The following is an 11871-nucleotide window of genomic DNA, read 5'->3' on the forward strand; positions in this document are numbered from 1 at the left end:
AGGATCCCCCCAGGATTTCCATGCGATTCAGATCAGGTCTCGGTAGATCGCGTCGTACGACGCCCGCATCGCCACCGGCGAGAACCGCCGGTCGACGAGCGCGGAGGCCGCCGCGCGCAGGTCCGACCGGCGGCCGGGGTCCTCGAGCAGCCGGCGCACCGCCGATGCCCAGGCCTCGGGCGTGGCGGGGTCGACCAGCTCGACGGCTCCCGCCAGCGAGACGAGCCCACCGACGGCGGACGCGGCGACCGGGACGCCGGCCGCCATCGCCTCGAGCACCGAGACCGGCAGGCCCTCGCGGTCGCTCGGGAGCAGCACCAGGTCGGCGGCGGCCAGCAGCCGCTCGACGTCGCGGCGGTCGCCGAGCAGGCGCACCCGGTCGGCCACGCCGGCGGAGGCGGCACGGCGCACGAGGTCGGCACGACCGGGGCCGTCCCCGGCCAGCAGCAGGACCGGGGCGCCGGGCAGGTTCCCCCACGCGTCGACGACCAGGTCGTGCCGCTTCGGCGCGACGAGCCGGGCGACGCAGACCGCGACCGGCACGTCGGCCGGGAGGCCCAGCGCCGCGCGTGCGGCGGCCCGGGCCGGCGGACGGGGCAGCGGCGCGGCGTTCTCCACGACGCGCAGCCGGGCGTCCGGGAGCCCCGCGTCACGCAGCCGGTCGGCCACGTGCTCGGAGACGGCCACGACGACGTCGGCGCACCGGTCGAGCACCCGGACGGCGCGGGCGTAGTCCGGCCCGGCCAGCCCGTGGACCGTCGCCACGACGGGCGGCGTCGACCGCCGGGCCGCGTGCACGGCGAGGTGGGCGGCCAGGGTGGCGCGGACGTTGTGGGTGTGCAGCAGGTCGGCCGGACGGTCCCGCAGGTGCCGGCGGAGCCGGGCACCGGACCGGGCGAGGGCGGGAGCGCTGGGGCTGCGCAGTGGCAGCGGCACGAGGCGCGCCCCGCGGACCGCGAGGTCGCCGGTGCGCCAGCCACAGTCGCTCGCCACCGCGACCTCGTCGCCGCGCCCGAGCCGGTCGAGCGCGAGGTCGGCCACGACCGCCTCCGCGCCGCCCGAGCCCATCTCGGCGATCACCATCAGCGTCCTCATCCGCGGACCTCCGCGTAGACCCGCTCGAGCCCGTCGACGCAGCGGTCCAGGGAGAACGACTGCTCGACCCGGTCCCGGGCGGACCTCCCCGCCCGCTCGCGCAGCCCGGCGTCGCCGGCCAGCGTCCGGAGGGCGGCGGTGAGGGACGCGGCGTCGTCGGCGGGCACGAGCAGCCCGTCGACGCCGTCGCGAACCACCTCCGGCACGCCGCCCACGGCGGTCGCGAGCGCGGGCAGCCCGCACGCCATCCCCTGCAGAAGGGTGAGCGGGAGGTTCTCCGCGGCGGAGGTCAGGGCGAGCACGTGCGCGCGGGCGTACGCCGGCGCCGGGTCGTCCAGCCAACCGGTGAGCTCGACCCGACCGGCCAGGGCCGGCTCGGCCGCGCGCCGCTCGACCAGGCCGCGCTCCGGGCCGTCGCCGACGACCAGTGCCCGCGCGTGCGGCACGGCGGCGAGCGCGTCGAGCAGCAGGCCCACCCGCTTCACCCCGCCGAGCACGCCGCTCCACAAGACCGTCACCGGCCCCCCGGGCACGGGCGCCGGCCGCCAGCGGTCCGGGTCGACGCCGTTGTGCACCACCGACACGGCGCGCTCGGGCAGGCCCACGCGCTCCACGGCGTACGTCGCCACGGCGGCGCTGGGCACGACGACCCGGGCCCGGGCCCAGCGGGTCACCAGCCGCTCGCCGGTCAGGTAGTAGAGCCGGTCGCGGCGCCGGCGCCCGGCGGCCCGCACGTTGCCCGGGACCAGGTCCGAGAGCCCGTCGGGCACCCCGTGCAGGGTGTAGACGACCGGCGCCGCGAGCACGGGTGCCGCCAGCCGGGCGAGCCAGCCCGCCCGGCGGTCGTGCGCGTGGACGACGTCGGCGCGCAGCGCCCGCAGGAGCGCCAGCGCGTCGCGCGCGCCCCGCCCGTCGGTCTTGCCCGCGACGGTCGTGGCGTGCCAGGTCACGCCCGGGGCGTCGACGGGCCGCGGGCCGAGCACGTGGCTGTCGACCCCGCGGCGGGCCAGCTCGGTCGCCACGTCGACCGCATGGACGACCGGGCCGCCCGTGCCCTGGGTCAGGACCTGCACGACGCGCGTCACGACCGCACCTCCCGTGCGAGTCCCGCACCGAGGGCGCACAGCAGCCACAGCGGGAGGAAGTACTGCTCGGTGACGAACACCGCGGCGACCGCCGTGCCCGCCAGCGCGACGCAGACCGCGCCCGCCAGCCGGTCACCGCGGGCCACCCGGCCCGAGCGGGCGGCGAGGTAGCCCGCGGCCAGGAGCACGAGCAGGGCGGCCAGCCCGAGCACGCCGACCTCGGCGGCGGTCTCGAGGTAGGTGTTGTGCGCGACGTCGAGGTCGTGGTCGACCGCCTCCGGCAGCCGGTCGAGGTGCTCGCGGTGCTCGAGGGAGAACGAGCCCGGCCCGTGACCCAGCACCGGCGCCTCGAGCGTCATGTCCGCGGCGGACTCCCACAGGTCGAGGCGCTCGGAGACGTTCTGGTCCGCGACGTCGCCCTTCTGCTCCAGGCTCGTCTCGACCAGCTGCGGCACGGTCGCCAGCGCGAGCGCGACCGTGGCGCCCCCAGCGAGCACGAGCGCGAGGACCGCCCGGCCGGACAGCTGGCGGGTCAGCACCGCGACCCCCACGGCGACGGCCAGGCCCAGGAGCGCACCCCGGGAGAGGGTGCCGATGAGCGCGGCGAGGCTGACGACGACGGCGACGTCGTACACCCACGCGCGGCGCGCGCCGACGCGCAGGGCGGTGCCCAGCGGGATCGCGGCGAGCAGGAAGAAGGCGAGGTCGTTGGGGTCGCCGACCGGGCCGCTGACCCGCCGGTCGGCTCCGACGGCGTAGGTCACGATCCCGCAGACGGACGCGGCGGCACAGGCGAGCACGTAGGTGCGGGCCACGGCGCGCGGCGGCACCGGCCCGCGCATCGCGTCGACGAGGACGAGGAGCACGACGACGAAGCCGGCCCAGCGGGCCAGCACGGTGGCACCGGTGGTGCCGTGGGGGTGCAGCACCGTCGAGGCGAGCAGGAGCACCACCAGCACGAGCGCCGCGGCGAGCACCGCCGACCGGCCGCTGCTGCGGGCGCCGGCCATCGGGTGCGTGGCCCTGCGGAGCGGGCCCTGGCAGCGGCGTACGACCCAGGCGGCCACCAGGACCACGGCGAGCAGCTTGGTCAGCCGCGGGTCGACCAGCGCGAGGTAGTCCTCGAAGACCGCGGTCGCCACCACGGCCAGCGCGGCCCACTCCAGGCGGACCAGGAGCGCCGTCCCGAGCGCCAGCGCCGTTCCGCCGACGAGCGCCAGCGAGGGGGCGTAGCCGACCGCGAGCCCGCCGAGCACGGCGAGGAGCAGCGGGAGCACGACCGTCCCGGCCGTGCGCGGCCGGGTGTCGGGGGCCGGCCGGCGCAGGCCGAGGGCGAGCGCGACGTCCTGGGTCACCATGCCGGGCCCCCGCGGGCGCGCCAGCGGTCCAGCGGGCGGAGGAAGGTGTACGCGCCGTCGAGGACGTGCCGCAGGTCGGTGGGGTCCGTGGGCACGAAGGCCCGGCGCAGCGAGAGCGGGTCGACCCGGCCGGTGTTGAGCCCGCGGTCGACCGTGACCCCGACGCGGTAGCCCGCCCGGGCGGCGGCGGCGCGCACCCGCGCGTCCCAGCCCCCGGTCGGGTAGGCCAGCGACCGCACCGGTCGGCCGAGCAGGTCCTCGAGGACCGCGCGCGACCCGGTCAGCTCCTGCTCGAGCGTCCGGTCGTCCAGGGCCGGCAGCCACGGGTGGGTCACGGTGTGCGAGCCGATGTCCAGCCCCTCGGCGGCGGCCGCGAGGAGCTCCTCGGCAGTCGCGGTCCGCAGCCGGCCGCTGCGGCAGGGCGCGGACTCGTGGGCGTCCCACGGGAACCGGTGGCCGCTCAGGGTGCCGCTGACCACGAACAGCGTGGCCGGCAGCGCGCGCTCGCGCAGGAGCGGCCAGGCCGTCCCCACCACGCTGGCGTAGCCGTCGTCGAAGGTCAGTGCCACGGCACGCGCGGGCAGCGTGCCGTCCTGCAGCCGGGCGACCGCGTCGTCCAGCGGCAGCACTTGCGCGCCCCACCGCTCGAGGGCGTCGAGGTGGCGGCGGAAGTCGTCGGTGCCCGTCGAGAGGCCGTCGGAGGTGCGCCCGTCCACCCGGTGCCACCCGACGAGCGTCAGCCCGGGGGTGGTCGCCACGGCACGTCCGGCGCGCACGACCGGGCGGAGGACGGTGGCGACGGTGCGGGTCCCGGTCCTCACTGCGACCTCCTCAGCAGCGCGGCCGCCGCCAGCAGGCGGTGGCGGTCCAGGAGCCACAGCGGGCCGGCGTACGCCGCGAGGCCGGTCACCGCGAGCAGCGCGAGCGTCGCGGGGCTGGGCACGAGGTCGCCGAGCAGTGCCCGCACGAGCAGCACGGCGGCGGCGAGCGCCAGCGCGCTGAGCGCGGCGGGGCGCAGGGCGACCGCGAGGTCGCGCAGCGAGAACCCGCTCACCGTCCGCCGGGCCAGGCCGAGGGCCAGCGCGGCGACGACCGCCGCGACGGCGGCCTGCGCGGCCGCGACCACGGTGATCCCTCGGTCGACGACCACGAGGAGGGCACCGACGAGCAGCACCAGGTGCGCCAGGCGCAGCCCCAGCGCCAGCACGGGTCGGCCGGCGGCGTTCACGGCGGTCTGCACGAGCAGGCCGATGCTCAGCAGCGCGGCGTACGCCGCCAACCAGGCCGCCGCGGGCACCGCCGGCGACCACTTCTCGCCCAGCACGACCAGGTGGTCGGAGGCCAGCGCGATGCCCAGGCACAGGGGCGCCACGAGCGTGGTCGTCACCGTGGTCACCGAGACGACCGCTCGGCCGAGCTCGGGCCCGCGCACCCGGCACAGGTAGGGGAAGGCCGCTCCGGTGACGACGACGACGATCATCAGGTACGGCATGAACGCCAGCCGGAAGGCCAGGGAGTACTGCCCGAGCGCCACCGTGCCGAGGACCGCGGAGACGACCACGTAGTCGATGTTGAGCTGGACGAGCTCGAGCAGGTGGGTGCCGGCGAACGGCCCGCCGTACGACAGCAGCCCGCGGGCGTCCTCGGCGTCCCAGCCGGGCAGCACCGGCGGGTGCACGCACCAGGCGAGCAGCAGGGCGAGGACCGCCTGGACGACCTGCCCGGCGACCAGGGCCATCACCCCGGACCCCTGGACGACGAGCGCGATCGCGACCACCGCACCGACCACCGCGGCGACCGCGTCCGGGATCACCCGGCGCAGGAAGCGCAGCTCCCGGCGGAGCAGCTCGTAGCTGACCCCGGCGAGCGCGGTGCACGGCAGCACGACGGTCAGGCCGCGGATCACCGCCGCACCGCCGTCGGCCGCACCCAGCGCCGAGGCGAGCCACGGAGCGCCGACCCACAGCGCCGCGGAGATGGCCGCGGCGCAGCCGACGCTGATCGTCGCGGCGGTGCGGGCGGCGCGGAGCACGTCTCCGCGCCAGTAGACCAGCGCGCTGGCCGTGCCCAGGCCGGACACCTGCACCGCGACGTTGGCGACGAGGGTCCCCAACGCCACCAGGCCGAGCGCGGACGGCGCCAGCATCGCGGCCAGCGACAGCAGCACGACGGTCTGCGCGGTCTTCACCACGACGCCGTTCGCCGCCAGCCAGACCACGCCGCGCGCCGCCCGGCCGGCCTCGCCGGTGGCACGCGCCCCGGCGTCCGGACCACCGGGCGCCGTGGGCGCCGTCGCGAGTGCCGGGTCCTGGCCCAGGACCGCGACGCTCGACCGCGGCACGAGCGGCACCACCGGCCGGCTCACGTCGCCCCTACCCTGACCGGCATGGGGGATTCGGGAAGGGTGCTGCGGACCGTGACGGCAGGGGCGTTGGTGGTGACCCTCACCGGGTGCTCGGCCATCTCCGACCAGCTGGCCGGCGAGGAGGTCGACCCGACCGCCGCGACGACGGCGGCCAGCGCGGGCTCGTTGCTGGAGACCGTCGGCTGGGCCGAGCTCGACGGGCTCGTCTCCGTGCTGGTCCGCAACCCCACCGACCGCGTGCTGCGGCGCGCCGAGGCCGTGGTCACGTTGCGTGACCCGCGCGGCACGGCGCTGGCCTCGACGGCCGTGGCGACGCGCGGCGGCGGCGACGGCTGCTGCACGGTGCGTTCCCTTCGTCCTGGTGCGACGTACGGCGTGTACGTCGGTGTCGACGGTCCCGCCTCGGAGGTGGCCTCCGTGGACGTGACCTACCGCGACGTCTCGTGGTCCGACGGCGCGGGTGTCCCCGAGGTGCGTGCGGAGCCCGTGCGGATCGAGGAGGGTCCGCGCGGTTCGGTGGTCCTGGCCGACGTCACCGCCGACGCCGACGTGCCGAGCGCCGTCGTGCAGGCGGTGGTGACCGACCCCGGCGGAGGGTTGGTCGCCGTCGTGTCGGGCACGTGGTCGTGCTTCGCGCCCGGAGGCACCCGACGGATCTTCATGCAGCTGTTCCGTCGGGTGCCTCGGGGCTCGGTCGTCGACTCGGTCGCGGTGCACCCGGACGGCGCGGTGGCCGCCGGGTGCGAGGACGCCTCGGCGTCCTGACCTCAGGAGGTGGCGCGGAAGAGCCAGCCGAGCGGCCGGGAGCCCTCACCCGCGCCCAGCGGCGCGGCGACCGGGTCGCCCCCCGCCGTGGCGGCCGGCCCGGTGGCCCAGTCGGTGACCGGGCGCGGCGGGTCGGTGCCGAGGAAGCTGGTGGCGTTCTCGTCGGCGACCGGCTGCGGGACGGTGACCGCCGCGGTCGAGATGCGACCGATCATCGGCGCGTCCCCGGCGGCGGCCCCCGGCCCACGGTCCTCGGAGTCCTGCCCCTCGTGCTCCCGGCCCTCGTGGTCCCGGTCGGGCACCTCGTCGGTCGGCGTGGCGATCGCGGCGCGCTGCTCGGGCGCAGCGGCCTCGCGGGTGTCCTCCACGACGGGCGCGCGGACGGGCTCGGCGACGGGCGCCTCGACCACGGGTGCCGGTGCGATGACCGGCTCGGTGACCGGCTCGGTGACCGGCTCGGTGACCGGTTCCTCGACCACGACCGACGTCCGGGCGAGGTCCGAGGCGGGCTCGGCGGCCGGGGCGGGCGCGGCGGGCAGCGCCGACTCGGTCACGGTGCGGAGCTGACCGATCGTCGCGACGACGTCGGCGACCGACGCGTTCGCCCGCTCGAAGGTGGTGCCGAGGTCCAGCACGCCCGACTCGAGGTCGCGCAGCAGGCCGTCGGAGCGGTGCCGGACGGTGCCCAGCGTGGCCATCTGCTCGGCGCGCAGCTCCTCGCGGACCTGGGCCCGCATCTGGTCGAGCTGGCTCTCGGCCCGCAGCCGGATGGCCTCGGCCTGGCCCTGCGCCTCGGCGCGGAGGCGGTCGGCCTCCATCCGGGCCCGCGCCAGGATCCCGTCGGAGCGCTCGGTGGCCTCGCGGACGAGGCGCTCGTACTCGGCCAGCGACTCCGACTGGAGCCGGTCGGCCATGATCTGCGCGTCGACCAGCAACGCGTCTGCATCGGCGGCGGCCGACGCGCGGATCTTGCTGGCGTCCGCCAGCACGTTCTCCGCCTCGCGTCGAGCGGCGAACGCCGCTCGAGCCGCCTCGACCTGCTCTCCGGTGCTGGGCGACGAGCCCGGGCCCCCTGCCCGTCCGTCGCCCACGTTGACGTGGTCGTCCCCCTGCGAAGCCATGTACGTCCCCCAGTACGTGCTCGGTATACAGATGTGAACTGAAGGCTGCCCGGGGTGGTGCAGTCGTAAACCTTCTGCCCGTCCCCCGGCGGTCCCCTACGGTGACGCGCGTGGCAGCCCTGGAGTCGCCGACCGTACGGGTCAGCACCGACCCCCGGGCGTTCTGGGCGGCGTGGCCGCACCTGCTGTCCCAGCAGCCTCATCCGTCCCCGTTCACCCGGCCCTGGTGGGTGCGCCACGTGACGCAGGACACACCGGCACCGCTGCTCATCCACGACGCCGACGGGCCGGTCGGTGGCATCGCGCTCACCTCGCGCCGCCGGCTCGGCGTGGAGGTCCTGCGCCCCGCAGGCCACGGGGTGCCCTGCCCCGACCACGTCGACCTGGTCGCGCTGCCGGGTCGCGAGCAGGACGTCGCGGAGGCCTTCGGGCGGTGGTTCGCCCGGCCCGGGGCGCGGCTGCTGGACCTCTCCGGCGCGCCCGAGCGGTCCCTGGCCGCGGCCGCGCTCGGGGTCGCTGCGCAGCCGGTGGACGTGGCGCCGTACGAACCGCTCACGGGGTCCTTCCTCGCGACCCGCTCGGCGTCCTTCCGGCGCAACGTGCGACGCACCGAGAAGCGGCTCGCCGACCGCGGCGCGCAGCAGTGGACAGCCACCTCCGCGGACGTCGGTGCGGCCCTCGACTCCTTCGAGGCACTGCACCGCGACCGACCCGACCGGGCTCCCCTGCTGCGGGAGATGGCGCGGCTGCGGCCCGCGATCACCGAGGCGGTCGCGTGCGGCGAGGCGAGGGTCGACGTCCTCGAGGTCGGCGGCCGGCCCGCCGCGGTGTCCGTGGCGTTCCTGGTCGCCGGCCGGCTCGCGCTCTACCAGCTGGCGCGCTCGACCGAGCGCCACCACGACGGTGCCGGGACCGCGCTGCTGGTGCGGGTCGTCGAGCGGGCGGCGCTCGAAGGGTGCACGGAGGTCGACCTGCTGCGCGGGGACGAGGCGTACAAGTCCGGCTTCGCCACGCACCGTCGGGTGCTCACCCGGGTGCGCGCCGCCCACGGAGTCCGGGCCCGGGCGGCGCTCCTCGGGCAGGTCGCCGCCCGCGCGGCGGTACGTCGCCTGCGCCGGCTGCGCGGCCGTCGCGGACCGGCGCCGGCCTGACGAGCGGCTACTTCTTGCCGCTCTTCTCCGCCGACGCGGTGGTGGACAGCGCGGCCACGAACGCCTCCTGGGGGACCTCGACGCGGCCGACCATCTTCATCCGCTTCTTGCCCTCTTTCTGCTTCTCCAGCAGCTTGCGCTTGCGGGTGATGTCACCGCCGTAGCACTTGGCCAGGACGTCCTTGCGGATGGCGCGGATGTTCTCGCGGGCGATGACCCGGGCGCCGATGGCCGCCTGGATCGGCACCTCGAACTGCTGGCGCGGGATGAGCTCCTTGAGCTTGCCGGCCATCATCACGCCGTACCCGTAGGCCGCCTCGCGGTGGACGATGGCGGAGAACGCGTCGACCGGCTCGCCCTGCAGCAGGATGTCGACCTTGACCAGGTCGGCGGTCTGCTCCCCGGACCGCTCGTAGTTGAGCGAGGCGTAGCCCTTGGTCTTCGACTTCAGCTGGTCGAAGAAGTCGAAGGCGATCTCGCCCATCGGCAGCGTGTAGCGCATCTCGACCCGGTCCTCGGAGAGGTAGTCCATGCCGAGCAACGTGCCGCGCTTCTGCTGGCACAGCTCCATGATCGTGCCGATGTAGTCCGCCGGGGCCAGGATCGTCGCGTTGACGACCGGCTCGCGGACCTCGCTGATCTTGCCGTCGGGGTACTCGCTGGGGTTCGTCACGGTCAGCTGCGTGCCGTCCTCCATGACGACCTCGTAGACCACGTTCGGGGCGGTCGAGATGAGGTCGAGGTCGAACTCCCGCTCGAGCCGCTCGCGCGTGATCTCCATGTGCAGCAGGCCGAGGAAGCCGCAGCGGAACCCGAAGCCGAGCGCGCCCGACGTCTCCGGCTCGTAGGTGAGCGAGGCGTCGTTGAGCTGGAGCTTCTCGAGCGCGTCGCGCAGCTCGGGGTACTGGTCGCCGTCGATCGGGTAGAGACCGGCGTAGACCATCGGGTTGGGGTGCGCGTAGCCGCCGAGCGGCTCGGTGGCGCCGTGGTGCTGGCTGGTGACCGTGTCGCCGACCCGGGACTGGCGGACGTCCTTCACGCCGGTGATGAGGTAGCCGGTCTCGCCGACCCCCAGCTCGCCTGCCTTCATCGGCTCGGGGCTGATCACGCCGACCTCGAGCATCTCGTGGACCGCTCCGGTAGACATCATCTTGATCCGGTCGCGGTGCTTCAGCGAGCCGTCGACGACGCGGACGTAGGTGACCACGCCGCGGTAGGTGTCGTACACGGAGTCGAAGATCAGGGCGCGGGCCGGGGCGTCGGCGACGCCGACGGGCGCCGGGACCTGCTTCACGATCTCGTTGAGCAGCGCCTCCACGCCGACCCCGGTCTTGGCGGAGGTGAGGAGCACGTCCTCGGGGTCGCAGCCGACCAGGTTGGCCAGCTCGAGCGCGTACTTGTCGACGTTCGCCGAGGGCAGGTCGATCTTGTTGAGCACCGGGATGATCTGCAGGTCCGCACCCATGGCGAGGTAGAGGTTCGCCAGCGTCTGGGCCTCGATGCCCTGCGCCGCGTCCACGAGGAGGATCGCGGCCTCGCAGGCCTCCAGCGAGCGGGACACCTCGTAGGTGAAGTCGACGTGCCCGGGGGTGTCGATCATGTTGAGGACGTAGGTGCCGGCTCCGGCCTCGATGTGGTGCTCGGCGGCCGCCTCCTCGGTGACCGTCCACGGCATCCGGACCGCCTGCGACTTGATGGTGATGCCGCGCTCGCGCTCGATGTCCATGCGGTCGAGGTACTGCGCCTTGGCCTCGCGCTCCCCCACCACGCCCGTGAGCTGGAGCATCCGGTCGGCGAGGGTCGACTTGCCGTGGTCGATGTGCGCGATGATGCAGAAGTTCCGGATGATCGCGGGATCGGTGTGGCCGGGCTTCGGCGCAGGCGTCTGGGGCACGGGCTCTTCTCGACGTACGTGGTGGTGAGGACGGACCGGCCCATCCTCCCACGCCAGAACCCCTCACCCCGACTCGCCGGATGCGGCAGGATCCCCGGGTGACCGATGTCCTCCAGTCGACCTGGCACTCGATCCCTGACGCGCTGCGGGAGCCGGTCGTGCTGGCGATGCCCTTCTTCCTGCTCTTCGTCGTCGTGGAGGCGCTCGCGGCGTACTTCCTGGAGGACGAGCGCCCCGACGGCAGCCCGCGGTACGACCGGCGCGACGCCTTCACCAGCGTCTCGCTCGGCTCGGTGTCCGTGGTGACGATGGCGCTGTGGAAGCTGCTCGGCCTCGCGGTCTACACGGTGCTCTTCGTGCACGTCGCCCCGTGGCAGCTGCCCGTGGACGCCTGGTGGACCGTCGTCCTGGCGGTGCTCGGCGTGGACTTCTTCTTCTACTGGGCCCACCGCGTCGCGCACCGGGTGCGGCTCGTGTGGGCGACCCACCAGGCCCACCACTCCAGCGAGCAGTTCAACTTCTCGACCGCGCTGCGGCAGAAGTGGAACAACTCCCACGAGCTGGTCATCTGGGCGCCGCTGCCGCTGCTCGGCGTGCCGCCGGCCCTGGTCTTCCTCGGCTTCTCGCTCAGCCTCGTCTACCAGTTCTTCGTCCACACCGAGCGCATCCGCACCCTGTGGCGGCCCGTCGAGCTGGTCCTCAACACCCCCTCGCACCATCGGGTGCACCACGGCAGCGACCCGGAGTACCTCGACCGCAACTACGGCGGCATCCTCATCGTCTGGGACCGGCTCTTCGGGACCTTCCAGCCCGAGCTGCACCGCCCGACGTACGGGCTCACGTCGCCGGTCGGGACCTACCACGTGCTGCGGCTGCAGACCCACGAGTACGCCGCGATCGCGCGCGACGTGCGGGGCGCACCGACGCTGCGGGCCAAGCTCGGGTACGTGTTCGGCCCGCCCGGCTGGCGCCCGGAGCCGCGCCCGGTCGGCGCGCCCGCGGCCACGGCCCTCGACGACGCCTCGCCGGCCCGGTAG

Annotated in this window: 10 protein-coding genes; 3 read left to right on the plus strand and 7 right to left on the minus strand. The window is 75.4% G+C overall.

The annotated features are described in order from the left end of the window. Nucleotides 1–27: 27 nt before the first annotated feature. Genes OSR43_RS14555 through OSR43_RS14575 form a run of 5 tightly spaced genes read right to left on the minus strand, consistent with a single transcriptional unit; the run spans nt 28 to nt 5903 of the window. The gene (locus OSR43_RS14555) at nt 28–1095 is read right to left on the minus strand and encodes a glycosyltransferase (RefSeq protein WP_302267325.1); all 1068 of its coding nucleotides are present in this window, start codon (nt 1093–1095) and stop codon (nt 28–30) included. Next, the gene (locus OSR43_RS14560) at nt 1092–2180 is read right to left on the minus strand and encodes a glycosyltransferase family 4 protein (RefSeq protein ID WP_302267326.1); all 1089 of its coding nucleotides are present in this window, start codon (nt 2178–2180) and stop codon (nt 1092–1094) included. The genes OSR43_RS14555 and OSR43_RS14560 overlap by 4 nt, the downstream gene beginning before the upstream one ends. Continuing rightward, nucleotides 2177–3538, minus strand: a complete 1362-nt coding sequence (locus tag OSR43_RS14565) for an O-antigen ligase (protein WP_302267327.1) — start codon at nt 3536–3538, stop codon at nt 2177–2179. Before OSR43_RS14565 ends, OSR43_RS14560 begins: the two co-directional genes overlap by 4 nt. Then, nucleotides 3532–4359, minus strand: a complete 828-nt coding sequence (locus tag OSR43_RS14570; protein WP_302267328.1) for a polysaccharide deacetylase family protein — start codon at nt 4357–4359, stop codon at nt 3532–3534. The genes OSR43_RS14565 and OSR43_RS14570 overlap by 7 nt, the downstream gene beginning before the upstream one ends. Continuing rightward, nucleotides 4356–5903 (minus strand): oligosaccharide flippase family protein, encoded by a 1548-nt coding sequence (locus tag OSR43_RS14575; RefSeq protein WP_302267329.1) that lies wholly within the window; start codon nt 5901–5903, stop codon nt 4356–4358. Before OSR43_RS14575 ends, OSR43_RS14570 begins: the two co-directional genes overlap by 4 nt. 21 nt (nt 5904–5924) lie before the next feature. On the opposite strand from OSR43_RS14575, the gene OSR43_RS14580 reads away from it, so the two are divergent. Beyond that, complete coding sequence (locus OSR43_RS14580; RefSeq protein ID WP_302267330.1) at nt 5925–6668, plus strand: hypothetical protein; 744 nt, start codon at nt 5925–5927, stop codon at nt 6666–6668. A gap of 2 nt (nt 6669–6670) precedes the next feature. On the opposite strand, the gene OSR43_RS14585 is transcribed toward OSR43_RS14580, so the two are convergent. After that, nucleotides 6671–7789 (minus strand): ATP synthase F0 subunit B, encoded by a 1119-nt coding sequence (locus OSR43_RS14585; RefSeq protein ID WP_302267331.1) that lies wholly within the window; start codon nt 7787–7789, stop codon nt 6671–6673. A gap of 110 nt (nt 7790–7899) precedes the next feature. Here OSR43_RS14585 and OSR43_RS14590 point away from each other — a divergent pair, with 110 nt between their 5' ends. Next, nucleotides 7900–8940 carry a GNAT family N-acetyltransferase gene (locus OSR43_RS14590; RefSeq protein WP_302267332.1) on the plus strand — a complete coding sequence of 347 codons (1041 nt, stop codon included), beginning with the start codon at nt 7900–7902 and terminating at the stop codon, nt 8938–8940. A gap of 7 nt (nt 8941–8947) precedes the next feature. Here the strand turns inward: OSR43_RS14590 and lepA are convergent, their stop codons facing one another. Continuing rightward, nucleotides 8948–10834 (minus strand): translation elongation factor 4, encoded by a 1887-nt coding sequence (lepA, locus tag OSR43_RS14595; protein WP_302267333.1) that lies wholly within the window; start codon nt 10832–10834, stop codon nt 8948–8950. A gap of 98 nt (nt 10835–10932) precedes the next feature. On the opposite strand from lepA, the gene OSR43_RS14600 reads away from it, so the two are divergent. Continuing rightward, the gene (locus OSR43_RS14600) at nt 10933–11871 is read left to right on the plus strand and encodes a sterol desaturase family protein (RefSeq protein ID WP_302267334.1); all 939 of its coding nucleotides are present in this window, start codon (nt 10933–10935) and stop codon (nt 11869–11871) included.

Origin of the sequence: Nocardioides sp. Arc9.136 (assembly GCF_030506255.1) — a bacterium.
Lineage (GTDB): Bacteria > Actinomycetota > Actinomycetes > Propionibacteriales > Nocardioidaceae > Nocardioides.